This is a genomic window from Enterobacter kobei (genome assembly GCF_001729765.1).
GTDB classification, from domain to species: domain Bacteria; phylum Pseudomonadota; class Gammaproteobacteria; order Enterobacterales; family Enterobacteriaceae; genus Enterobacter; species Enterobacter kobei.
Genome location: NZ_CP017181.1, coordinates 416,372 through 437,930, shown reverse-complemented (window position 1 = coordinate 437,930; position 21,559 = coordinate 416,372). Strand labels below are relative to the sequence as shown.

Sequence of the window (21,559 nt, the reverse complement as noted above, 5' to 3'; positions counted from 1 at the left end):
TCTTACGGCTTAGGGTGAAATGACCATCTGGGATGGGCTGCCAACCGGCGTATAGTCTGGCTCGAAGCTCAACTTCCCATCCTGCGCCACGCGAAAACGGGTAATGTTATCGCTGCGCTGGTTCATAACGTACAGCCAGCGTCCTTGTTTATCGAGCGTCAGGGTGCGCGGGTAGTCGCCACGCGTCCACACGTCATCCTGATGCCTCAGCGTGCCTTCTGCTGTTACGGTAAAGTGCCCGATGCTGTTATGCAAACGGTTAGCCACATACAGCTGTTTACCGTCGGCGCTTAACGCCAGCCCGGCAGCAAAACTGGTGCCTTTGTACCCTTTTGGCAGGGCAGAGAGTGTTTTACCCGCTTTCAAGGTGCCGTTGGCATTCACGGCATAATGGGTGAGCGTTGAGGCCTCTTCGTTAATCAGCCACAGGGCATCCCCTTTCGGCCTAAAGACGAAATGGCGAGGTCCGGCCCCTTTCGAGGAGGCGCTGATAAACGGCGGATCGTTGGGGGTCAGCTTTCCGCTTCGATCGTCAAAACGGTACTGATAGATGCGATCTAACCCCAGATCGGTCGAAAACACGTACTTCCCGCTCGGATCGGCGGCGATCATGTGCGCATGAGGACCGTTGTGATCGCTGATAGCAAAACTGCCCTCTACAGCGGCTTCTGGTTTTGCTGCACCAGGTTCGCCCTGATCCTGATGTTTATCCGTGGCATCTCCCAGGCTGCCGTCTGCTTTGACCGGCAAAACGGCAATCGATCCGCTGACGTAGTTGGCCACCAGCAGGTGCTGGCCATTCGGCGTCAGCGAAAGATAAACCGGCCCCGCGCCGCCGGAGGCCACCTGATTCAACTCGCTCAGCTCGCCGTTATCTTCCACCCGCAGCGCCTGCACCACGCCCTGCTCCACTTCGCTTGCCAGATAGAGCGTTTTGCCGTCGTGTGAGACGGCCAACTGCGCGGCGTTCGGCAGTTTGCTCACCAGCGTTTTGTTGCCGAGCGCGCCGGTTTGCGCGTCAACGATAAAACGGTACAGCCCTTCGCCGTTGGGGTTGTAGGTGCCGACCCAGGCATACTGGGTTTGCGCGACGGCGGCGGTAGCAAGCAAAGAGAGTGAAGCAACAAGCAGGTTACGGGTGTGCATGGTGGCTCCTTTGGGTGTTATGACTTAACCAGTTTCTTCGTCATCTCAAGCAGCGTACGCACATCTTCCGGACGCGTATCACCGCTGGCCTTGTCGATAATCGAGCTATAGATATGCGGGATGATCTTGCTCACGCCCGCGTCGAGGGCGATCTGCAGGATCGCCTCAAAGTTTTCCAGATCGATCCCGCCGGTCGGTTCCAGCCAGAAGTCGTAACGGGCGCAGGCTTCCGCTACCGCCTGGTATTCGTCACGGCACTTAAGGCCGCCCATCGGGAAGTATTTGATCGAGCTGCCGCCAAAATCTTTCAGTAGGGCAATCGCGGTTTCCACCGGGACGATACCGTCCGGTGCCGTGCTGCTCAGCGGACCGGTGGAAATTTTCACCATACCGACGGTGCCGGTCGGTGAGACCAGACCGTTCACCACAGAGTCGTTCTGCCCCAGCAGCGCGCGGCTGGTCGCCACGCCGGTAAAGACCTGGTTGACGTGCTGCGGCTGTACCTGACGGGAGATTTCACTGACCATCGCCGACTGGTTCGGGTCGCCCGCGCCCAGTCCCACGGAAAGCGCGTTATCAATCAGCGCCGCGTACTCGCGCATATCCGCCACCGCGCTTGCCACGTCCGGGTAATTTTTGGAGAGCACGCCCACCAGCACATGGCCTTCCGCCGCCTCGTAAATGGCGCTGGCATTGGCCTTCGAACCTGCCAGCACGTTCAGGCAGACGCGGTCACGGTAAAAATTGGGGGTCAGTTTCATGCCTTTTTCTCCTGTCCTAACACTTCGCTAATGCGGCGGTACACGATGTTCAGCTGGTCAGCATTTACGCTGCGCACGTCCGCTTCGATAATCCCTTCGTTGGCCTTGTAGCCACGGAAATAGATGGCGTATTCACCCTGCTTGAGCTTATTCACCAGGTCACCGGTGCCCACGCCGGTGGTCGCTTCGTCAAACTTAATCTCAGTGCGGGCGATATCGCGCCCGGCGCGGTCCCAGACTACGCGCGCGGTGACGCCGTTCAGGGTGTTAAGCGCGTCGATAAACGGCGTCATCTTCGCCACCATCTCGGCACCGCTCTCTTTGGTCGCCGTGAGGTAGTGTTCGATGGCGCAGGTCAGGCCGAGAATGCCCTCTTTACCCACCTTCATCGCGCGGCCAATACCTGCCGTCTGGCGTTTCACCCACTCAACGTACTGGGTTTTGCCGATCACCAGCCCGCTGGTTGGCCCTTCGATCGCCTTCGCACCGCTGTAGATCACCAGATCCGCGCCGGAACGGTAGTAAACATGCAGATCTTCTTCCGCTGCGGCATCGACGATCAGCGGCAGATCGTGTTTACGTGCGACTACTGCCGCCTGCTCGACGCTGAGCATGCTTTTCTGCACGCAGTGGTGAGATTTGATATAGAGGATCGCCGCCGTGCGCGGGGTGATCGCCGCCGCCAGCTGATCGGCGGAACATTCATTGGCATAGCCCGCTTCGACCAGTTTTCCGCCGCCCAGCGCGACCATGGTGCCCACCGGCGCGCCAAAGTTAACGTTGTGGCCTTTCGGCAGGACAATCTCGTTGTTCGCAATCGGGGTGACGTGCAGGTTTTCCAGCAGCCAGTCGCTGTCTTTGACCAGCACTGCCGCTACGGACTGGGCAATGCCCGCCGACGCGCAGGAGACCACCGTCGCGCCCTCCACATCAAGAAGCTTCGCGATGTATTCCCCGGTTTTGTTGACCAGGTCCTTCATCTCAAAATAGTGATTCATGCCGTCCATTGCCGCCTGCACCACTTCCGGGCGCGGCGTGGAAACGCCCAGCGCCGTCATGCGGCCCGAGGTGTTGATAACTTGCTTTAAGTGGTACTTCTCATAAATCGAAGGCATGTTCCGTGCTCCCTTGTTCGGTCATGTAGCCCTTGCCCGCGCGGATCGCGGCAAGCGGCACCAGAATATGTTCAGCCTGCAGGCTGTCGTTTTCGGCATCCGTCAGCACCGTTGGCTGGCGTTTAATCGTGAACAGCGTCAGGTCGGCGTCAAGGCCGGGCTGGATGCGGCCTTTACGCGTCAGGCGCAGGCCATCCGCGGCGTTGGCGGTGACGCAGTCAATGACCTGCGGCAAAGACATGCCGATGGCGAGAAACTTCGACATCACGCTTGCAAGCGACCCGACCGGGCCGTTAATCCGGTTACGGCAGTAGATATCCGAGCTGATGGTGTGCGGCAAAATGCCCATCGCGATGGCGCGTTTCGCCACCTCAAAGCTGAAGCTCGCCGTACCGTGCCCCACGTCCAGAAGCACGCCGCGCTTCAGTGCGGAGGTGATGGAGGCGCGCAGCTCGCCGGAGGGCGTCAAAATACGGTTGGGTTTGCCGTTGTAGCAGTGGGTGATGATGTCGCCGGAACTGAGCAGTTCGGCGATTTCGTCGAGGTTCGGCGGGTTGTTGCCGATGTGCACCATCAGCGGCAGATCGCCGTTCTCGCTCTGGATGGCTTTCGCGCGCTCCAGCGGCGTAATGCCGTTTTCACCGACCACGCTGCTGCTCATGCGCGCTTTCAGGCCGACGATAAAATCAGGGTGGCGTTTTACTGCCTGCTTCACGGCATCGGCATCAATATTCGCCATATTGGCCAGTTCGTTCTGGGCAATCAGCCCGACGCGGGAGATGTTCAGCAGGGCAAACACCTCGGTGGCGGCCTTGCGGGTAATTTCATAGAAATCATCCACGTCATCTGCCCCGGTACTGCCGGCATCCACCACGGTGGTGACGCCCGTGGCAATACCTACGCTGTCCGGCTCGTCGTGATAAATCGGCGAGTTCGGGTAGCAGTGGACGTGAGAGTCAATCCAGCCTGCGCTGACGAACACATTACCGTTCAGCTCAACCGTTTTACGGGCGGGAGCGTCAATGTCGCCCAGCGCGGCGATTTTCCCATCCTGAATGGCGATATCGGTCAGGGTATCGTCGGCGAGGCGCGCGCGGCGCAGGAGTAAATCAAACATGGGGTTCTCCTGATAAGGCGGGCGCCTGAGCGCCCGCGGGTATTAAAGGGCGACCGGGAACAGCCAGCCCAAAATCATTGCACCGAGGATGGCGCCACCGGTGATCGGCTTCTGCCAGATGTAGAACAGCAGCGCGCCCACCAGCGAACCGACGCCGATAGGAATAGAGGCGGTCATGGCGCTGAGGATAATCAACGGCCCGAGGAAGCGGCCTGAGGCGTTACCCGCGCCCATCATCACGTCAGCCCCGTAGGTGGAGTTGCTCTGGTTGATGGTGAACTTACGCGCCAGGATGATGACGTAGCCAATCGCCATGCCAATCACCAGGCCGGTAATCAGCGAGGCAATAAAGTTGGTCACTGGGAACATGATCCCCGCCCCCAACAGCAGCGCCGGCACGCCGAGCCCGACGCCGGTCTGAATCGCACCGCCGATGTCGAGAATACCCACCAGTGAGCCTTCAATGATGCGGGCGAACAGGAAGCTTGCGCCGAATGCCGCCACCGCACCGTAGACCCCGGTATCAATCCCCGCTTTCAGCATCGCCACGAAGGCCACTTCGTTAAACGCGCCGATGCCGTAGAGGTAGTACATGTGCGTCCCGGCGAACACGCCGGAGGAGAGCAGGCCAACGAAGATCGGGAACGACCAGTCGGCATACCAAAAACCTTTATTCTGTTCCATGTCGAGGCTCCTGTTATTTACCGCTGAGCGAGTTGTGGATCATGTCGAGCCAGTTCGGCACGGTCAGATGGAAGGATTCGATCATCTTCATGTCGAAGCCGCGGAAGAAGCCGCTCAGCACGAAGAGCAGAACGATCGCCGCCATCATCACTTTAGTGACGTGGTTCCAGCCGCTCTCTTCAACGCCTTTACCGATCAGGATCCCCAGCACCAGGCCCGGTACGGCGTTACCCATGATCAGCTGTGCCGCGCCGCCAAAGATGGTGGCCCAGAAGCCCGATTTTTTACCGGCGTCGATGGCCGCCAGCCAGAAGATCACCGGCATCACGGTGTTGACCAGCAGGTTCGCAGCGGGCACCAGCACCTTCACGGCGGTGACCTGAAGCGCAGCCGGTACGGAGGAGGCCGTCAGGTTAAGGAAAGTCACGACGATCATGCCGATCACGCCACAGGCAATCGCCATTTTGCGCGGATCGTGCAGCGTTTCGCCGACGTTACGGTTTTTGATCATCAGTGCCGCCGCGCCCCAGTTTGGGATGATGCGGTGGTCAACGTCCTGTGTGAAAGCACCCGCGGCCACGGAAGAGGCCCAGGCGTTAAAGAAGAAACCTAACCCAAAGGAGAAGTGAGAAGCGGGATCCCCTTCGCAGGAGTTCAGTTCCCCCAACGTACGAAACGCGCCCATACCCTGAGTGGTAGGCGCATGAAACATGCGTGCAGCCCCGGCCCCAACACCGACGCCTACCAGGCCGCCGATGATGAGCGATTTTATTAATATAATTAAGAACATCAGTCTGCCCTTTTATGAATAATCAGCGTTGCGTGACGAAGTCCACCCGATCGAGATTGATGGCGGTCACGTTGACGGTCACATCCAGCTCCACGCTGTAGGTGCGTCTTTCCCGGCGCAAAAAGAAGAACAGAAACGCTTCTTTACGCACCGCTTCTTGCGCCTGAACGACCTGCACATCCTGTGGCTCAATACGCAGTAAGATATGCGGTGAGGCTTTCATCACCGCGGCCTGAACGTGGTTGAGCGCGTCGGCAAAGGCGCGCGCTTTGGCGTCGCCCTTCCCCTTCACTCTCACCGTGGTTGTGAACTGTTCTTTCATGCTTATGCGCCGTGTTTCTTCTGCCACGCCTGCACCAGACGCTCGCCCAGCTCTTCTTTGTCCATAAAGCCAAAGCCCAGCACGTTGCAGCCTTCGTTGATGGCGGTGACGCCTTCATCCACCGAACGCATGCCGTATTTGGCTTTGTAGCCATACTTGGTTTGCGCGGTAATCGCGCCCGCGCCGCCGCTGCCGCAGAAGGAGATGCCGAAGGTGGCGTTTTCCGCTTTCATTACGTCGCCGAGCTTCATATCCGCTGCCATGCCCGGCACAACCACCGCGCGTCCACCTGCTTTTTCCACCCCGGCCGCCACTTTCTGACCTTTACCCAGGCGATCGCCAATCACGACTGTAATCTGTTCCATGTGTTGCTCCTTAAAGGTTGTCTTTCGCGACTTCAAAGTGAACGGAGAGCAGCCAGGCCTCTTCATCAGGAAGGTTGCCAAACTGCGCCACCACTTCACGGGCAAGCCGCATTGAATCCGGTGAAATTTCGTCAAACAGCTCTGCTTCAACCTCCGGCAGCGGCTCGCCGGTCACGGACCGGTGCGCCATGGCGCGAACGTGGGAGGTGAGCATCTGCTCCTGTACTGCGTTGGGGATGATGTTGTGCCGGGCCAGCAGGGCATAGACCTGCTGTAGCATGGTGTTCGCGAGCTGTTCTGTTTGCACCGCCTGTTCCCCAACGTCGTTCATTACCGCTCCGTTAATCACTCGTCTTACCCCGTTAATGGCTCTGGAATAAAACTAACGGTGGGGAGGAAGGGTTTGTAGCGAGTTGTTTTCCACTTCGAAGTGGAAAGGCAAGCCGCGGCAGTGATCTGTGCCACATAAATACGGTGAATGTGGTCAAATCAATGCATTTACGTGATGAATATCACTGATTCCAGCGGTCAAAGGCGGGCAGAGGCAACGAAAACGTTCAGGCGTGGTAATGCAAAAATGTGATGGCGATAGGGTTTACTTATCACCACGCAAAAAAACGGGAGCCACTAGCTCCCGTTGGGTGTTGGTCCAATGCGCGATCGGTTAACGGTATTTCTTGTGATACGTGTTGCGGGTCGTCACGAACTGCTCGGCCGCCGCCTGGGCTTCTTTGACTTTGCCTTCGTTGGCCAGCTTCAGCGCGCCGTCAATCTGGCCGACCAGCACGTCAAAGCCGTGGCGATAGTCTTTCATCTCTGCGCTGTCAGCCGCTTTGCTTTCCAGCTTCGGCGGTGTCGCTTTTTGGGCGTCCAGCGCCGCTTCACGCATTTTGGTCAGGGCGTCTTTCATTTCCGCCGCATTGTCCGTCTTTTGCACCACCTTCAGGTTTTGCCCGAGGATGCCCATGTCTTCTTCAAGATCGGCAGCAAACGCAGAAGAGCCAAGAACCAGCGTTGAAGCCGCGACGATCGCTAACAGATGTTTACGCATTGCTCACTTCCTTTTTTATTATTAACAAAACGCTATCTTTATTGACCCGCAATTTTCATCTCGGGCAGCAGTACAGAACCACACTGTATATTGCTACGTGTTTCAATATCGTTACCGACCGTAACGATGTTGCGCCACATGTCCTTCAGGTTGCCGGCGATGGTGATTTCGCTCACCGGATACTGAATTTCACCGTTTTCGACCCAGAAGCCCGCCGCCCCGCGAGAATAGTCTCCGGTGATGCCGCTGACGCCCTGGCCCATCAGTTCGGTTACCACCAGACCGGTGCCCATCTCTTTCAGCATCTGCTCAAAGTTCAGGCCCTGCCCGGCAATACGCCAGTTATGGATACCGCCCGCGTGGCCAGTACTTTTCAGCCCCAGCTTGCGCGCGGAGTAGTTGGTCAGCAGCCACTGGGTCAGAATGCCGTCTTTAACGATATCGCGGCGTTCCGTGCGCACCCCTTCGCTGTCGAACGGCGTAGAGGCCAGCCCTTTCAGCAGATGCGGGTGTTCTTCAATGGTCAGCCATTCCGGCAGGATCTGCTTGCCCAGCGAGTCGAGCAGGAAGGTGGATTTACGGTAAACGGAGCCACCGGCGATAGCGCCCACCAGATGACCAAACAGACCGGTTGCCACTTCATTGGCAAAAATCACCGGGGCTTTCATGGTAGAGAGTTTACGCGGCGACAGGCGAGACAGCGTGCGTTCGGCACACTCTTTGCCCACCCACTCCGGCGATTGCAAATCCCCCAGCGCGCGGCCAATGGTGTAGGCGTAGTCACGCTCCATGTCACCGTTCTCTTCGGCGATGACGCAGCTGGAGAGCGAGTGACGGGTGGAGCAGTAGCCCTGCAGCATGCCGTGGCTGTTGCCGAAAACTTTGATGCCGTAGTGGCTGTTGAAGCTGCCGCCTTCGGTATTGGTGATGCGCTTGTCGGCCTGCAGGGAAGCCTGCTCGGCACGCGCGGCCAGCTCGATGGCTTCATCCGGGGTGACTTCTGCCGGGTGGAAGAGATCAAGATCCGGCGCGTCAAAGGCCAGCAGCTCTTTATCGGCCACGCCGGCGTAAGGATCCGGCGAGGTATATCGGGCGATATCCAGCGCCGCCTGCACCGTGCGGGCAATGGCATCCGGGCTGAGATCGGTAGACGACGCGCTGCCTTTGCGATTCTGGTGATACACCGTGATCCCAAGCGCGCCATCGCTATTGAATTCTACGTTCTCCACTTCGCCATAGCGGGTGCTCACGCTGATACCGGTGGTTTTGCTGACCGCCACTTCGGCGCCATCTGATTTTTCTGAAGCAAGCATCAGCGCGGTGGAGACGGCTTCTTCCAGAATCTTACGCTGCGCTTCAACTTGTGAGGTTACTTTCATCGCAAATGCCATACTGTAAGAGAGAGTTAAATGAAGTCTAACAGAGAACCGTTTTTCAGTGCGCGTCTTAACTGGTAACATTAGCCTCTTTTTTTAAGGAGCCTGACATGACTAAGCAGCCCGAAGACTGGCTCGACGACGTTCCCGGTGATGACATCGAAGACGAAGATGATGAGATCATCTGGGTCAGTAAAAGTGAAATTAAACGCGACGCCGAAGAGTTAAAACAGCTTGGCGCAGAAATGGTAGAACTGGGTAAAAACGCGCTGGACAAAATCCCGCTCGACCAGGATCTGCGTGATGCCATTGAACTGGCACAGAAAATCAAAAAAGAAGGCCGTCGTCGCCAGCTTCAGCTTATCGGGAAAATGCTGCGTCAGCGCGACGTAGATCCGATCCGCCAGGCGCTGGATAAACTGAAAAACCGCCACAACCAGCAGGTTGCGCTGTTCCATAAGCTGGAGCAGATCCGCGATCGTCTGATTGAACAGGGCGATGATGCGGTACCGGAAGTGCTGAACCTGTGGCCGAATGCCGACCGTCAGCAGCTGCGCTCTTTGATCCGCAACGCGAAGAAAGAGAAAGAAGGGAATAAACCGCCGAAGTCTGCGCGTCTGATTTTCCAGTATCTGCGCGAGCTGTCTGAGAACGAAGGGTAGTCTGTGCGGTTTTGCGCCGGATGGCGGCGTAAACGCCTTATCCGGCCTACAAGGCCGTGCAAAATCCAGGCCCGGTAAGCGCTAGCGCCACCGGGCTTTTTTTTACTCTGCGGCCTCGGCCTTTTTCGCCAGACCGTCCAGCAGCTTCTGATGGATCCCACCAAACCCGCCGTTGCTCATCACCAGAATATGGTCGCCAGGCTGTGCGGCTTTGACCACCATATCCGCGAGCGCATCCACATCCGCACTCCAGTGGGCAGGCTGAATGCACGCATCGGCCACTTCCGCCACCTGCCACGGAATATGCTGCGGCTGCAGCAGGAATACTTCATCGGCACGGCCTAACGACGGGGCCAGATCGTCTTTGCAGATGCCCATTTTCATGGTGTTCGAGCGCGGTTCCAGCACGGCCAGAATGCGCGCGGTGCCGCCGACCTTGCCACGCAACGCGGCAAGCGTCGCCAGAATAGCCGTTGGGTGGTGTGCAAAATCGTCATACACCGTCACGCCATTCGCTTCACCGCGCAGTTCCAGACGACGGCGGGCATTGATAAACGTGCCCAGCGCATTGGCGGCATCCGCAGGCAGAACGCCGACATGACGCGCTGCTGCAATCGCCATCAGGCCGTTGTGCATGTTGTGTTCGCCCACCAGGCCCCACTTCACCTCACCCACTTTTTCGCCGTCGAGCAACACTTCCCACTCGGAGGCATCCGCGTTGAGTTTCTTCGCCTGCCAGTGACCCTGCTCGCCCACCAGCTCCTGCTCGCTCCAGCAGCCCATCGCCAGAGTCTGCTTCAGGTTAATGTCATTCTCCGGAAGGATGATACGGCCCTGCCCCGGCACGATGCGCACCAGGTGGTGGAACTGCTTCTGAATCGCTTTCAGGTCGTCAAAAATATCCGCGTGATCGAACTCAAGGTTGTTGAGGATCAGCGTTCGCGGGCAGTAATGGACAAACTTGGAGCGTTTGTCGAAGAACGCGCAGTCGTATTCATCCGCTTCAATGACAAAGAATGGGCTATCGCCCAGACGCGCAGAAACGTCGAAGTTACCCGGCACGCCGCCGATCACAAAGCCCGGCTTGTAGCCACAGGCTTCGAGGATCCAGGTCGCCATGCCGGCGGTGGTGGTTTTGCCGTGGGTACCCGCAACGGCAACCACCCAGCGGTCACGCAGGACGAAATCATGCAGCCACTGCGGGCCGGACATGAACGGAATATTGCGCTCCAGCACCGCTTCAACGCACGGATTGCCGCGGGTCATGGCGTTGCCAATAATGACCAGATCCGGCTCGGGATCCAGCTGGCTGGCATCGTAGCCCTGAATCAGAGAGATACCCTGCTTCTCCAGAAGCGTGCTCATCGGCGGATACACATTGGCGTCCGAACCTGTCACTTCATGGCCCAGCGAGCGCGCCAGCATTGCCAGCCCACCCATGAAAGTGCCACAAATCCCCAATATATGAATGCGCATACGTCACTATCCTTCTTCAATGTGGCGCACATTTTACTCACATGTTAGCGGCTGTGAAACGCATTTCAGGTAAATCCGTATGTTGCTGGCGCGATTCACCTCTGCGCTACTATTTGAATATTTGTTAAGATTGTTGGGCTTTAGTCGTTTTAGTGAACATACAATCGCTCTACTCACAAAGATGCAGGGAAAGTGTTATGAAAACGTTAGGTGAATTTATTGTCGAAAAGCAGCACGAGTTCTCTCATGCTACGGGTGAACTCACTGCTTTGCTGTCGGCAATAAAGCTGGGCGCTAAGATCATCCATCGTGATATCAACAAGGCCGGTCTGGTCGATATCCTGGGTGCCAGCGGTGCCGAGAACGTTCAGGGCGAGGTTCAACAGAAACTCGATCTGTTCGCAAATGAAAAACTGAAAGCTGCACTGCGCGCGCGCGACATCGTTGCGGGTATCGCCTCCGAAGAAGAAGATGAAATTGTTGTTTTCGAAGGGTGTGAACACGCGAAATACGTTGTACTGATGGATCCGCTCGACGGTTCCTCCAACATCGACGTTAACGTTTCTGTCGGTACCATTTTCTCCATCTACCGCCGCGTCACGCCTGTTGGCACGCCGGTGACCGAGGAAGATTTCCTGCAGCCTGGCAGTAATCAGGTGGCTGCCGGTTACGTCGTCTATGGCTCCTCCACCATGCTGGTGTACACCACCGGGTGTGGCGTTCACGCCTTTACCTACGATCCATCGCTGGGCGTCTTCTGTCTGAGCCAGGAGCGTATGCGCTTCCCGGAGAAGGGCAACACCTACTCCATCAACGAAGGCAACTACATCCGATTCCCGAACGGCGTGAAGAAGTACATCAAATTCTGTCAGGAAGAAGATAAAGCGACTCAGCGCCCGTACACCTCCCGCTATATTGGCTCGCTGGTCGCGGATTTCCACCGTAACCTGCTGAAAGGCGGTATCTACCTCTACCCAAGTACCGCCAGCCACCCTGACGGAAAGCTGCGCCTGCTGTACGAGTGCAACCCAATGGCGTTCCTGGCCGAACAGGCGGGCGGCAAGGCGAGCGACGGTAAAGAGCGTATTCTGGACATCGTGCCGGAAAGCCTCCACCAGCGTCGTTCCTTCTTCGTCGGCAACAACCACATGGTTGAAGACGTTGAGCGCTTTATCCGCGAGTATCCGGACGCGTAATCTCTCACTCCCGGGGAGCCCGTCTGGCTCCCCAACACATTTATATCTTTTACCGTATAAGTGTTTATAAAAAACACGCTTTTATATTCGCCATTGCTCCTGCATTATTTCCATAACAGTTTGACAGATATTTCGTGGAGCAGCATCGCAATGAAAAATTATTCCCGGGCGAATACCGGCATTGATTTAAACCTTATTCCTGTATTTATTGAAGTCGTACGCTGCGGCAGCATGGCAAAGGCCTCAGTGCGCCTGGAGATGTCACGTCCTGCGGTGAGCCTGGCCCTGAAGCGTTTTAATCAACTGTTTGATGAGCCATTATTTTTCCGCAAGGGTTTATACCTTGAGCCAACTGAAAAAGCGTTAGCGTTAACCCACTCACTGGAAATATTAATGGGCGATATTCACGATAATATTGCGGCCATTAATTCAGGGCGAAATAAATCCCCGGCACAGAACGTACCGGGGTTGGGAAATATTATGCCGCAGTCTGAGCCGTCAATTTAAATGATGACATGGCCTCCATCAGCTGACGCGACTGCTCTTCCAGAGAGCGGGTCGCGGCGGAGGATTGCTGCACCAGCGCCGCATTCTGCTGCGCCGTTTCGTCCATCTGATTCACAGCAATATTCACCTGCTCAATGCCGCGGCTCTGCTCCTGAGACGCGGTCGCAATCTCGCGCATCAGTTTGGTCATGCGCAGCACTTCGGTGGCAATCTCATCCATCGTTTCACCCGCCTGCTGGGCCAGCTCGCTGCCCTCGTTAACGTGGGTCTGCGAATCGCTGATAAGGGATCGGATCTCTTTCGCCGCGTCGGCGCTGCGGCTGGCAAGATTGCGCACTTCACCCGCCACGACGGCGAACCCGCGCCCCTGCTCGCCCGCGCGCGCCGCTTCCACGGAGGCGTTAAGGGCCAGAATATTGGTCTGGAAGGCAATGCCATCGATCACGCTCAGGATGTCAGCAATACGCGCTGAACTGCCGGAGATATCACGCATTTTTTCAATCACGTAGCAGACCATTTCGCTGCCGTGATCGGCGGTATCAGAAACCGATTTCGCCAGCTGGTGCGCCTGCTCGGCATTATCGGCGTTGAGTTTCACCGTGGCGGTAATCTGTTCCATACTGGCAGCGGTCTGCTCCAGCGAGGTGGCGGTGGATTCTGTACGCTCGGCAAGATCCCGGTTGCCCGCCGTCAGCTCACGGCTGCCGGTGTCGATTTGCGAGCTGGCATCGCGTACCCGCATCACCGAGTGCATCAGCGACTGACGCATCACCTCTATCGCCGCGTTAAGGCGGTTAAATTCCTGGCTCGCCGGGGCATTCAGCGTGTGGGTTAAATCGCCCGCCGCCACATTCTCCAGCTGAGCAATGGAAGCAGAGAGCGGCTTAAGCAGCATATGGCGCAGCACCAGCCAGGCAAGCACGATGATGCCAGCCGTCAGCAGCGCGGCGACAATAATCAGGATCAGCACGCGGGTTTTGCTCGCCTGTACGGCAGTGACTTCCGCCTTCCCTCGCGCTTCGCTCCATGTCTGAAACGCCTGCATATCGTTATCAAACTGCTTCGCCACGGGGATCAGCGTATTCTCCAGCAGGTCGTAATAACTGTCCGCGCTCTGGTCATTCAGGGTTTTTAGCATCGGGTTGATGCCCTGCTGGTTATACTTCGCCAGACTGGTTGCCACGTTATCCAGCAACTTTTGCCCCTGCTCGTCAGCCACGCCGCCGTCGATCACGCCTTTCAGCGTTTTCTGAGCCACGGCGATTTCCTGATTGATGTTTTTGACCGATTTGGCCGCATCATCGAGCATGCCGATTTCCATCATCCGGACGGCCTGGCCCGCCTCATTGCGCGCGCGCAGAATCAGCGTATAGCCGGTATTTAGCTGCACCATCTGCTCACCCTGAAGGTGATTAATGCGCTGCAGTGAAGAAGAACTCTGTGTGAGGGCATAAATGCCAATGCCGCTGACAATCAGCAGCAGAAGGGTCATAACGGCCAGTAAAGAGAGCAAGCCGGTACGAATCGATAGCGTTTTAAGCATGATATTATTTCCGGTAGCGAGATATTTCTGGACAGAAAAAAAGGTTATCGGCCGCTACCGGAAAATGTTTAGACTTTAAGCAAATTCAGCGTGTTATCGCTCTGTTACCGAGGTGTTTACGCGAGTAACAGGCGAGCTTTGACGGTTCTCCCACAGCACCGTCAGACCACGCTGCAGGGCAATAAATATAAACAGCAGAATGCCGATGGCGATCTTGGTCCACCAGGAACTGAGCGTGCCGTCAAAGTTGATATAGGTCTGGATCAGCCCCTGGATCGCTACGCCGAACAGCGTTCCCAGCACCGTCCCCACTCCGCCGCTGAGCAGCGTGCCGCCAATGACCACAGAGGCAATCGCGTCCAGCTCCACGCCTACGCCTGCAAGGGCATAGCCCGCCTGGGTATACACCGAGAAGACAATACCCGCCAGCGTTGCCAGGCCGGTTGAGAGCATATAGATGCGGATGGTCGTGCTGCGGGTCGAGATCCCCATCAGGTTTGCCGACGTGGCGTTCCCGCCAATGGCGTAAACCTGATTACCGAACCGGGTACGGTGGGCAAGGAAGATACCTACCACTACCACGCCCAGCATCAACAACCCCATCGCGCTCAGACGGCCACCGCCGGGGATTTTCCACGCCAGGCTGGAGAGCGTGTCGTACACCGGGTGGTTAATCGGGATGGACTCTTCCGATACCAGGTAACTTACGCCGCGCAGGAAGAACATCCCGGCGAGGGTAATAATAAAAGCGGGAATTTTTAGCGCGTCGATCAGTAGCCCCATAAAGGCGCCAAACGCACAGCCCATCGCCAGCACCAGCGGAAACGCTACCAGAGGGGAGAGCCCCCAGAAACCGATCGCCTTGGCGAGGAACACGCCGGTAAACGCGATCACCGAGCCAACGGAGAGATCGATCCCACCGGAGAGGATCACAAAGGTCATCCCGACGGCGATGATGCCTAAAAAGGCGTTATCGGTCAGGATGTTGCAAATCACGCGCGTTGAGGCAAAACCGGGGAACTGGGTCAGACAGTAGAGATACCCCAGCACAAACACGCCCAGCGTGATCATTAACGGTAAATTACGTTTTATCATGGCCACGGATCCCCTTAATGATGCTGACAAAGCGCGGTGACTGGACGATCAGCACGCAGAGTACGACCACCGCTTTTACCACCTGGTTGAGTTCCGGCTGAAAACCGGAGAGCAGGATCCCGGTGTTCATGCCCTGAATGATCAGCGCGCCAATGACCGAGAGCAGCAGGTTAAAGCGCCCGCCCATCAACGATCCGCCGCCAATCACCACCGCGAGGATGGCATCCAGCTCCAGCCAGAGCCCGGCATTGTTGGCATCGGCCCCGCGGATATCGGCCGCGACAATCACCCCGGCAATGGCGGCGCAAACGCCGCTCAGCACGTAGGTCAGCATCACCATCAGCCGCGTATTGACCCCGGCATTTCGTGCCGCACGAATGTTGATCCCCACCGCTTCAATAAACATGCCGAGCGCTGTTTTGCGGGTGAAAAGCCAGAACACCACTAATGTAACCAGAGCCACGATCACCGGTGTTGGAAAGAACAGGAAATTGCCGCTGCCGATCCACGCCAGACTCGGGGAGTTAAAGGTGACTATCTGTCCGGAGGTGATCAGCTGCGCCACCCCGCGCCCGGCCACCATCAAAATAAGGGTGGCGACGAAAGGCTGAATTTTTAGCACCGCCACCAGAATGCCGTTCCACAGTCCGGCCAGCACGCCGGTTCCCAATGCCGCCAGCAGTACCACCGGCAGGCTATGGCCCGCCACGGTCATGGAGGCTGCGGTGGCCCCGGCAATAGCCATCACTGCGCCGACGGAGAGGTCAATCCCGCCGGTGGCTATCACCAGCGTCATACCAATCGCCAGCAGCGCGACGGGCGCGGCACGGTTCAAAATATCGATCGGGCTGCCAAACAGGCGACCATCCTGAACAATAATCTGGAAGAAATGCGGTGCGACAAGGCTATCCACCAGTAACACCACCAGCAGCGCTGCGATTTGCGGCGTGCCGGTTGGCCAGTTAAAGCGGCGCTTTGACTCACCGGTTTGCGAAAGCGAACGGGACATCACAATTCACTCCTTATGCCGCGATGGCATTCATGATCGCCGGAACGGACAGCTTATCCAGCGGGATCTCAGCCACCTGTTTGCGATCGCGCATGATGATCACGCGATCGGCATACCCCACCAGCTCTTCCAGCTCGGACGAAATGACCAGCAGCGCCAGCCCGTCGGCACACAGCGTTTCGATAAGCCGGATAATTTCGGCGTGCGCGCCAACGTCAATGCCGCGCGTGGGTTCATCCAGGATCAGGAACTGCGGTTTGGTCAGCAGCCAGCGCGACAGCAGCACTTTCTGCTGGTTACCGCCGGAGAGAAATTCGATCGGCTGTTCCGCGCTCGGCGTACGAATACCCAGCTGGCGAATAAAGCGCTCGGCAATGGCGTTTTGCTCTTTACGCGGAATTGGACGCAGCCATCCGCGCTGCGCCTGTAGCGCCAGAATGATATTTTCCCGCACCGAGGCGGCGGCAATAATGCCGTCCGTTTTCCTGTCTTCCGGGCAGAACCCCACCCCCAGACAGGAGGCCTGATGCGGCGATCGCAGGGTTTGCGGTTTACCTTTGATCAACGCGGTACCGCTGTCCGCAGGCTTGATGCCGAAGATCACCTCGGCGGTTTCGGTCCGGCCTGACCCTAGCAGCCCCGCCAGCCCGACAATTTCGCCGGGGCGCACTTCGAGGTTAAACGGTGAGATGATCCCTTTTTTGCCGTAATCGCTGAACGCGGCCACCGGTTTTTCGCTCAGCAGCGTGCGCCCTGCGCGCTGGAGCGCATTGGTCTCCAGCTCACGGCCCAGCATCATTTTGACCAGCTCAATCTGCGGCAGCTCGCGGGTTTCACGGCAGCCAACAAAGCTGCCGTTACGAAGTACGGTAATGCGATCGCTCACTTCATACACCTGATCGAGGAAGTGTGTGACGAAGATCAGGCTGACGCCCTGATCGCGCAGCTGGCGCATCAGGGTAAAGAGCATCTCGACTTCCTGGGTATCGAGGCTGGCGGTAGGTTCGTCGAGGATCAGCACCTTCGCGGAGAGATCGATCGCGCGGCAAATGGCGACGATCTGCTGCATCGCGACGGAAAACCGGTTCAGCGGCTCGCGAACGTCGAGGGAGAAGCCGTAGGATTCCATCAGTTTCGTCGCCCGCGCTTCCATCTCTTTGCGCCGCAGCAGGCCAAAACGTCTTGGTTCACGACCAATAAACAGGTTATCCGCCACCGACATATTTGGCAGCAGGTTCACTTCCTGGTAGACCGTCCCAATCCCAAGCTGTTGAGCATGGGCGGTATTTTTTGGCGAAATGGCGTTGCCTTCCAGCCAGATGGTGCCGCGATCGGCGTGATAAACGCCGGTCAGAGATTTAATCAGCGTCGATTTTCCCGCGCCGTTCTCGCCCAGCAGCGCCATAATTTCACCGCGCCGCAGGCTGAAATCAACGTTATCCAGCGCTTTTACACCCGGGAAAAATTTGCTTAAGCCCTCTGTGCGGAGGATTTCCTGGTGCTGTTCAGTGGTCATGGTTCCCCCTACATCAAGCCGGGTGGCGCTACGCTTATCCGGCCTACAAAAGAGCGTATCGTAGGCCGGGCAAGCGCAGTGCCACCCGGCAATTTCACTGGCTTAGTAGCCCATGTTTTTCTTCTTCTCTAACTCTTCTTTCGCCGTGTCAGGCAGGTAGAGCGTGGACTTGGTGACGGTCACCTTCTCAGGCATCGTGCCGTCTTTCTTGAATTTCTCCAGCGCATCAAATGCTGGACCCGCCATATTTGGCGTCAGTTCTACGCTGGCATTGGCTTCGCCGTCGATCATCGCTTTGTAGATATCCGGCACACCGTCGATAGAGCCGGTGAGGATATCTTTGCCCGGCTTCAGGCCCGCTTCTTTAATCGCCTGAATCGCACCAATCACCATGTCATCGTTATGGGCGTAAACCATGCAGATGTTCTTGCCGTTGTTTTCCGCTTTAATGAAGCTCTCCATGACCTCTTTACCTTTACTGCGGGTAAAGTCGCCGGACTGAGAGCGGATAATCTTGATGTTTGGCGCTTTCGCGATGGCCTCAGCAAAACCCTTCTTACGGTCGATAGCCACGCTCGCCCCCACGGTGCCCTGCAGTTCAACGACGTTACACGGCTTGCCGTCGACCTGTTTTACCAGCCAGTCGCCAATTAATTGCCCTTCAAGCACGTTGTTGGCCGTCACGGTGGTCATATAGAGAGATTTGTCTTTAACGTCGATGGAACGATCGAGCAGGAAGACCGGAATCTCAGCATCTTTGGCTTCTTTCAGAACCGGTTCCCAACCGGTCGCCACCACTGGCGCGATAAAGATGGCATCCACGCCCTGGGCAATAAATGAGCGCACGGCTTTGATCTGGTTTTCCTGCTTTTGCTGACCATCGGCGATTTTCAGCGTGATGCCGCGTTTCTGAGCCTCGCTTTTCGCAACGTTGGTTTCTGCCGCACGCCAGCCGGATTCAGAGCCAACTTGCGAAAAACCTACGGTTAAAGGGGCGGCCATCGCCATAGACGACATGGCTGCCGAAACTGCTGTGACAAGAAGTAAGCGCTTCCACATATGAGCGTCCTCGTAGGGGTGTTTATTGTTGGTTAAAAGATGTTCTGCGAAATGACTATAGCCAATGAAATATGTAACGAATTGCGTTACATCACACTTCGGAAAAGTGAATAAAACGTTAATCACAAGTTTGTAATCGCTTTCATTTCACCATTAAAAATGCGGCTGAGTTTATGGATTTTTCTGTCATGGAATCGGTCTGAAAAGTGTTGCTGACGGGGAGAGAATGCGAAAACAGGCGGAGACATTCAGCGTGAGTTGGCTATAATACCTGCCACTTGTTTACCATCCATTTTAAAGGACACCGACATGAGCTTACTCAACGTCCCAGCGGGTAAAGAACTGCCAGAAGACATCTACGTAGTTATCGAAATCCCGGCAAACGCAGATCCGATCAAATACGAAGTGGACAAAGAGAGCGGCGCCCTGTTCGTAGACCGTTTCATGTCTACCGCGATGTTCTATCCATGCAACTACGGTTACATCAACCACACCCTGTCTCTGGACGGTGACCCGGTTGACGTACTGGTCCCAACGCCATACCCGCTGCAGCCAGGCGCAGTCATTCGCTGCCGTCCAGTTGGCGTGCTGAAAATGACCGACGAATCCGGTGAAGATGCGAAGCTGGTTGCAGTACCGCACACCAAGCTGAGCAAAGAGTACGATCACATTAAAGATGTGAACGACCTGCCAGAACTGCTGAAAGCGCAGATCACTCACTTCTTCGAGCACTACAAAGACCTCGAAAAAGGCAAGTGGGTTAAAGTTGACGGCTGGGACAACGCAGAAGCGGCGAAAGCAGAAATCATTGCCTCTTTCGAGCGCGCGGCTAAGAAGTAATTCTTACGCTGATAATGAAGGCCCCGCGAGTCGGGGCTTTTTTATGGATTAGTTAAAAGCACCACATGAGTTTTTAAGATAAATCCCATTTCTTTTACCTTGTATATTCTTAAAAAAAGGACACCCTATCATTTATGGTGGGAGTGGTTGAATAGCATGGAAATTAATAACATACTGTCATGATGATCATTAATCCCCATTCATAACAGGATTCATATGTCATCCATTAACATTGATGTTGCCCGCCCAACTGGAATTTATTTTATCATTGAAAGACTGTATTCCCGCGATGGACTTATGCCTTCTATTGGGGAAATAAGCCCCTCTTTGACACAGGTGCATCGTACAGTCATTCAGCTAAAACGTAAGCAAGATATGTTTATGGATGGTATAAAAGTAATCCCAAAAGATATTACCCTTTGGCAACAGATAAAATATCTTACGGGTTCAAAAGTCACGACTAAAGATACCGATGCGTTAGTGTATACGACCGATTTTATCGGCTCCCTTGTTGCCACTACACCTTTAGGCAATATTGAGCATGAAAGCATTCCTCGCTTCCTCACGACAGAGTCTATTCACTCCCTTCCGCAAGCAGTGAGTTATGGGCGTGATCCCATCCCACAGGTACTTCTTTATGGTCGTAAGGATATTGTCTTCTTTATGGACAATGGTGGTAAAGGTACGCCAACCGCTATTGCAAAGTATAACCACAATACTCGTGACCTTGCCATAATCAAAGATCAGCTGGAAGCTGGTAAAACAATGAAGGAACTGCTTTCTAAGGGAGCAAAATTATGAGTAAGAAAAGCCATATCTTGAGTCTATTCATCCTTATTATTGCTGCCTTTATCTTTGGCAGAAGCACGTATGTTGAATACCTGGCATGGTACTATGGAAGCGATAATTTAGTCTTCAATGAAGTTAATATCGCCTTACTATCAAGTTTATTTAACGGACTCTATTTTGCTCTTTCAGCAAGTATTATCTACGCATCACTTATGTTATTAAAAAGAATTCCCAAAAATATCGTCGCTTCTTGTCTACTTCAGTTCTGTATCAACATCGGGCTATATACACTTTTTGTTGCAGTAGAGAGAGGATATAGTAAATTGCATACTTTAGGCTCGGGTGCTACTGATATCACCCACAGCTATTTTTTAGGGGCGTTGCTGACGAGCACACTCCTGACCGTCGCGATCGTGAGCGTTATACATGCTAAGTTTCTTTCTTCAAAGCATAAAGATGGGTTACATAAAGGCGTTTGACTGTTACGGCAAAGACAGCAAATGGCAGTATCTCTGCATCATAACATTCCAGCTTGCCTGGTTTTTGTTTTACTTATGGATCCCTTATCGAAGCGATTATGCGATTCTGCTGTTTTTACTGTTTTTCCTGCCCGTCATTTCAAGCAATACGCGGTGCATAAACTACTATGGCCGTTCACGCGCCTTGTGTTTTTTATGGATTATTGCCCCGTACGTCATGCTGTTCGTTCCTCTGTTCTTAACCAGACGCCGTAATACAGAAGATAATTGAAAGAGTAAAAAAACAACGCCACCTTCCGGTGGCGTTGTCGTTTTTCAGTACTGGTCTCTGTCTAACCAGTTACCGCTTACAATCCGCGTTAACCCATCGACCGGACGCTGGTAGACATACATCCACGCACTTCCGTACGGCGTCTGGATCAACTGGCGAGCGTATTCACCGCCCCTGGTGCGCAAGGCATCAAGTTCGGCAAGTGTAGCATTATCAATACGATAAACTTCACCCTGTACTGTTCCTTCGCCGGGAACCGCGCCTGGATAGTGGCCCAGGCTGTACAACTGGTAATTTTCGATATTGTAATTCCCCAGCAGCAGGGCATTGGTCATCCAGTGACTGTTGCCTTGCTTGGTTCGTAAACTGCCGTAGACAAATATTCGCATT

24 protein-coding genes are annotated in these 21,559 nt (G+C 55.4%); 6 read left to right on the top strand and 18 right to left on the bottom strand.

Features of this window, described 5'->3' with window-relative positions; genetic code table 11:
• Positions 1 to 9: 9 nt before the first annotated feature.
• The 11 genes from BFV64_RS02125 to pmbA all read right to left on the bottom strand — a co-directional run bounded on the left by BFV64_RS02125 (position 10) and on the right by pmbA (position 8,742).
• The gene (locus BFV64_RS02125; protein WP_069601642.1) at positions 10 to 1,146 is read right to left on the bottom strand and encodes a lactonase family protein; all 1,137 of its coding nucleotides are present in this window, start codon (positions 1,144 to 1,146) and stop codon (positions 10 to 12) included.
• 17 nt (positions 1,147 to 1,163) lie between these two features.
• Positions 1,164 to 1,907, bottom strand: coding sequence for a 2-dehydro-3-deoxy-phosphogluconate aldolase (gene dagF, locus BFV64_RS02120; RefSeq protein ID WP_023338953.1), 744 nt, complete (start codon positions 1,905 to 1,907; stop codon positions 1,164 to 1,166).
• Positions 1,904 to 3,022: a DgaE family pyridoxal phosphate-dependent ammonia lyase gene (locus tag BFV64_RS02115; RefSeq protein ID WP_069601641.1), complete on the bottom strand. Its 1,119-nt coding sequence runs from the start codon at positions 3,020 to 3,022 to the stop codon at positions 1,904 to 1,906. The genes dagF and BFV64_RS02115 overlap by 4 nt, the downstream gene beginning before the upstream one ends.
• On the bottom strand, positions 3,006 to 4,139 hold the full coding sequence (locus BFV64_RS02110) for an amidohydrolase/deacetylase family metallohydrolase (RefSeq protein WP_069601640.1): 1,134 nt from the start codon (positions 4,137 to 4,139) through the stop codon (positions 3,006 to 3,008). The genes BFV64_RS02115 and BFV64_RS02110 overlap by 17 nt, the downstream gene beginning before the upstream one ends.
• A gap of 42 nt (positions 4,140 to 4,181) precedes the next feature.
• Entirely contained in the window at positions 4,182 to 4,823 is a 642-nt protein-coding gene (locus BFV64_RS02105) for a DUF4310 family protein (protein ID WP_069601639.1), read from the bottom strand.
• A gap of 13 nt (positions 4,824 to 4,836) precedes the next feature.
• The gene (locus BFV64_RS02100; protein ID WP_008501408.1) at positions 4,837 to 5,613 is read right to left on the bottom strand and encodes a DUF4311 domain-containing protein; all 777 of its coding nucleotides are present in this window, start codon (positions 5,611 to 5,613) and stop codon (positions 4,837 to 4,839) included.
• Between the two features lie 22 nt (positions 5,614 to 5,635).
• Positions 5,636 to 5,935 (bottom strand): DUF4312 family protein, encoded by a 300-nt coding sequence (locus BFV64_RS02095; RefSeq protein ID WP_008501409.1) that lies wholly within the window; start codon positions 5,933 to 5,935, stop codon positions 5,636 to 5,638.
• Positions 5,936 to 5,937: 2 nt separating this feature from the next.
• Entirely contained in the window at positions 5,938 to 6,300 is a 363-nt protein-coding gene (locus BFV64_RS02090; protein WP_006179053.1) for an SFCGS family glycine-rich protein, read from the bottom strand.
• 10 nt (positions 6,301 to 6,310) lie between these two features.
• Positions 6,311 to 6,649 (bottom strand): glycine dehydrogenase, encoded by a 339-nt coding sequence (locus BFV64_RS02085; RefSeq protein WP_086527803.1) that lies wholly within the window; start codon positions 6,647 to 6,649, stop codon positions 6,311 to 6,313.
• Between the two features lie 315 nt (positions 6,650 to 6,964).
• On the bottom strand, positions 6,965 to 7,351 hold the full coding sequence (gene cybC, locus BFV64_RS02080; RefSeq protein WP_014882281.1) for a cytochrome b562: 387 nt from the start codon (positions 7,349 to 7,351) through the stop codon (positions 6,965 to 6,967).
• Positions 7,352 to 7,389: 38 nt separating this feature from the next.
• On the bottom strand, positions 7,390 to 8,742 hold the full coding sequence (gene pmbA / locus BFV64_RS02075) for a metalloprotease PmbA (RefSeq protein ID WP_023336694.1): 1,353 nt from the start codon (positions 8,740 to 8,742) through the stop codon (positions 7,390 to 7,392).
• A gap of 95 nt (positions 8,743 to 8,837) precedes the next feature.
• Between pmbA and yjgA the strand changes: the two genes are divergently transcribed.
• Positions 8,838 to 9,389: a ribosome biogenesis factor YjgA gene (yjgA, locus tag BFV64_RS02070; protein ID WP_014882279.1), complete on the top strand. Its 552-nt coding sequence runs from the start codon at positions 8,838 to 8,840 to the stop codon at positions 9,387 to 9,389.
• Positions 9,390 to 9,491: 102 nt separating this feature from the next.
• Here the strand turns inward: yjgA and mpl are convergent, their stop codons facing one another.
• Positions 9,492 to 10,865 (bottom strand): UDP-N-acetylmuramate:L-alanyl-gamma-D-glutamyl-meso-diaminopimelate ligase, encoded by a 1,374-nt coding sequence (gene mpl / locus BFV64_RS02065; protein WP_014882278.1) that lies wholly within the window; start codon positions 10,863 to 10,865, stop codon positions 9,492 to 9,494.
• Between the two features lie 197 nt (positions 10,866 to 11,062).
• On the opposite strand from mpl, the gene fbp reads away from it, so the two are divergent.
• Both fbp and BFV64_RS02055 read left to right on the top strand, forming a co-directional pair.
• Positions 11,063 to 12,061 carry a class 1 fructose-bisphosphatase gene (gene fbp / locus BFV64_RS02060; RefSeq protein WP_014882277.1) on the top strand — a complete coding sequence of 333 codons (999 nt, stop codon included), beginning with the start codon at positions 11,063 to 11,065 and terminating at the stop codon, positions 12,059 to 12,061.
• A 60-nt stretch (positions 12,062 to 12,121) separates the two neighbouring features.
• A complete protein-coding gene (locus tag BFV64_RS02055) occupies positions 12,122 to 12,568 on the top strand; it encodes a helix-turn-helix domain-containing protein (RefSeq protein WP_224955188.1) in 447 nt (148 codons plus the stop codon).
• On the opposite strand, the gene BFV64_RS02050 is transcribed toward BFV64_RS02055, so the two are convergent.
• The 5 genes from BFV64_RS02050 to ytfQ all read right to left on the bottom strand — a co-directional run bounded on the left by BFV64_RS02050 (position 12,540) and on the right by ytfQ (position 18,790).
• Entirely contained in the window at positions 12,540 to 14,111 is a 1,572-nt protein-coding gene (locus BFV64_RS02050; RefSeq protein ID WP_069601638.1) for a methyl-accepting chemotaxis protein, read from the bottom strand. The two genes, BFV64_RS02055 and BFV64_RS02050, sit on opposite strands and share 29 nt — an antisense overlap.
• Before the next feature lie 93 nt (positions 14,112 to 14,204).
• On the bottom strand, positions 14,205 to 15,206 hold the full coding sequence (gene yjfF, locus BFV64_RS02045; RefSeq protein ID WP_045281977.1) for a galactofuranose ABC transporter, permease protein YjfF: 1,002 nt from the start codon (positions 15,204 to 15,206) through the stop codon (positions 14,205 to 14,207).
• Positions 15,193 to 16,218 (bottom strand): galactofuranose ABC transporter, ATP-binding protein YtfT, encoded by a 1,026-nt coding sequence (gene ytfT / locus BFV64_RS02040; protein ID WP_014882273.1) that lies wholly within the window; start codon positions 16,216 to 16,218, stop codon positions 15,193 to 15,195. Before ytfT ends, yjfF begins: the two co-directional genes overlap by 14 nt.
• 10 nt (positions 16,219 to 16,228) lie before the next feature.
• Positions 16,229 to 17,731, bottom strand: a complete 1,503-nt coding sequence (gene ytfR / locus BFV64_RS02035; protein ID WP_045134407.1) for a galactofuranose ABC transporter, ATP-binding protein YtfR — start codon at positions 17,729 to 17,731, stop codon at positions 16,229 to 16,231.
• 102 nt (positions 17,732 to 17,833) lie between these two features.
• Positions 17,834 to 18,790 (bottom strand): galactofuranose ABC transporter substrate-binding protein YtfQ, encoded by a 957-nt coding sequence (gene ytfQ, locus BFV64_RS02030; protein ID WP_014882271.1) that lies wholly within the window; start codon positions 18,788 to 18,790, stop codon positions 17,834 to 17,836.
• A 309-nt stretch (positions 18,791 to 19,099) separates the two neighbouring features.
• Between ytfQ and ppa the strand changes: the two genes are divergently transcribed.
• From ppa to BFV64_RS02015, 3 genes are all read left to right on the top strand, one after another.
• Positions 19,100 to 19,630, top strand: coding sequence for an inorganic diphosphatase (gene ppa / locus BFV64_RS02025; RefSeq protein WP_008501423.1), 531 nt, complete (start codon positions 19,100 to 19,102; stop codon positions 19,628 to 19,630).
• Positions 19,631 to 19,846: 216 nt separating this feature from the next.
• On the top strand, positions 19,847 to 20,431 hold the full coding sequence (locus BFV64_RS02020) for a hypothetical protein (protein WP_014882270.1): 585 nt from the start codon (positions 19,847 to 19,849) through the stop codon (positions 20,429 to 20,431).
• Positions 20,428 to 20,898, top strand: coding sequence for a hypothetical protein (locus tag BFV64_RS02015; protein ID WP_023336692.1), 471 nt, complete (start codon positions 20,428 to 20,430; stop codon positions 20,896 to 20,898). Before BFV64_RS02020 ends, BFV64_RS02015 begins: the two co-directional genes overlap by 4 nt.
• Before the next feature lie 315 nt (positions 20,899 to 21,213).
• Here BFV64_RS02015 and BFV64_RS02005 read toward each other — a convergent pair whose 3' ends face one another.
• Positions 21,214 to 21,558: a gamma-glutamylcyclotransferase family protein gene (locus BFV64_RS02005; protein ID WP_014882267.1), complete on the bottom strand. Its 345-nt coding sequence runs from the start codon at positions 21,556 to 21,558 to the stop codon at positions 21,214 to 21,216.
• Position 21,559: the final 1 nt, after the last annotated feature.

Excerpts from the sequence above, each read along its gene's own strand:
- BFV64_RS02095 (WP_008501409.1), bottom strand. The coding sequence starts at position 5,935 with ATGAAAGAACAGTTCACAACCACGGTGAGAGTGAAGGGGAAGGGCGAC.
- BFV64_RS02110 (WP_069601640.1), bottom strand. The coding sequence starts at position 4,139 with ATGTTTGATTTACTCCTGCGCCGCGCGCGCCTCGCCGACGATACCCTG.
- fbp (WP_014882277.1), top strand. The coding sequence starts at position 11,063 with ATGAAAACGTTAGGTGAATTTATTGTCGAAAAGCAGCACGAGTTCTCT.
- BFV64_RS02005 (WP_014882267.1), bottom strand. The coding sequence starts at position 21,558 with ATGCGAATATTTGTCTACGGCAGTTTACGAACCAAGCAAGGCAACAGT.
- ytfR (WP_045134407.1), bottom strand. The coding sequence starts at position 17,731 with ATGACCACTGAACAGCACCAGGAAATCCTCCGCACAGAGGGCTTAAGC.
- cybC (WP_014882281.1), bottom strand. The coding sequence starts at position 7,351 with ATGCGTAAACATCTGTTAGCGATCGTCGCGGCTTCAACGCTGGTTCTT.
- BFV64_RS02050 (WP_069601638.1), bottom strand. The coding sequence starts at position 14,111 with ATGCTTAAAACGCTATCGATTCGTACCGGCTTGCTCTCTTTACTGGCC.
- ppa (WP_008501423.1), top strand. The coding sequence starts at position 19,100 with ATGAGCTTACTCAACGTCCCAGCGGGTAAAGAACTGCCAGAAGACATC.
- BFV64_RS02090 (WP_006179053.1), bottom strand. The coding sequence starts at position 6,300 with ATGGAACAGATTACAGTCGTGATTGGCGATCGCCTGGGTAAAGGTCAG.
- BFV64_RS02020 (WP_014882270.1), top strand. The coding sequence starts at position 19,847 with ATGTCATCCATTAACATTGATGTTGCCCGCCCAACTGGAATTTATTTT.
- BFV64_RS02115 (WP_069601641.1), bottom strand. The coding sequence starts at position 3,022 with ATGCCTTCGATTTATGAGAAGTACCACTTAAAGCAAGTTATCAACACC.
- BFV64_RS02105 (WP_069601639.1), bottom strand. The coding sequence starts at position 4,823 with ATGGAACAGAATAAAGGTTTTTGGTATGCCGACTGGTCGTTCCCGATC.
- BFV64_RS02125 (WP_069601642.1), bottom strand. The coding sequence starts at position 1,146 with ATGCACACCCGTAACCTGCTTGTTGCTTCACTCTCTTTGCTTGCTACC.
- pmbA (WP_023336694.1), bottom strand. The coding sequence starts at position 8,742 with ATGGCATTTGCGATGAAAGTAACCTCACAAGTTGAAGCGCAGCGTAAG.
- BFV64_RS02015 (WP_023336692.1), top strand. The coding sequence starts at position 20,428 with ATGAGTAAGAAAAGCCATATCTTGAGTCTATTCATCCTTATTATTGCT.
- ytfQ (WP_014882271.1), bottom strand. The coding sequence starts at position 18,790 with ATGTGGAAGCGCTTACTTCTTGTCACAGCAGTTTCGGCAGCCATGTCG.
- mpl (WP_014882278.1), bottom strand. The coding sequence starts at position 10,865 with ATGCGCATTCATATATTGGGGATTTGTGGCACTTTCATGGGTGGGCTG.
- yjfF (WP_045281977.1), bottom strand. The coding sequence starts at position 15,206 with ATGATAAAACGTAATTTACCGTTAATGATCACGCTGGGCGTGTTTGTG.
- BFV64_RS02100 (WP_008501408.1), bottom strand. The coding sequence starts at position 5,613 with ATGTTCTTAATTATATTAATAAAATCGCTCATCATCGGCGGCCTGGTA.
- dagF (WP_023338953.1), bottom strand. The coding sequence starts at position 1,907 with ATGAAACTGACCCCCAATTTTTACCGTGACCGCGTCTGCCTGAACGTG.
- yjgA (WP_014882279.1), top strand. The coding sequence starts at position 8,838 with ATGACTAAGCAGCCCGAAGACTGGCTCGACGACGTTCCCGGTGATGAC.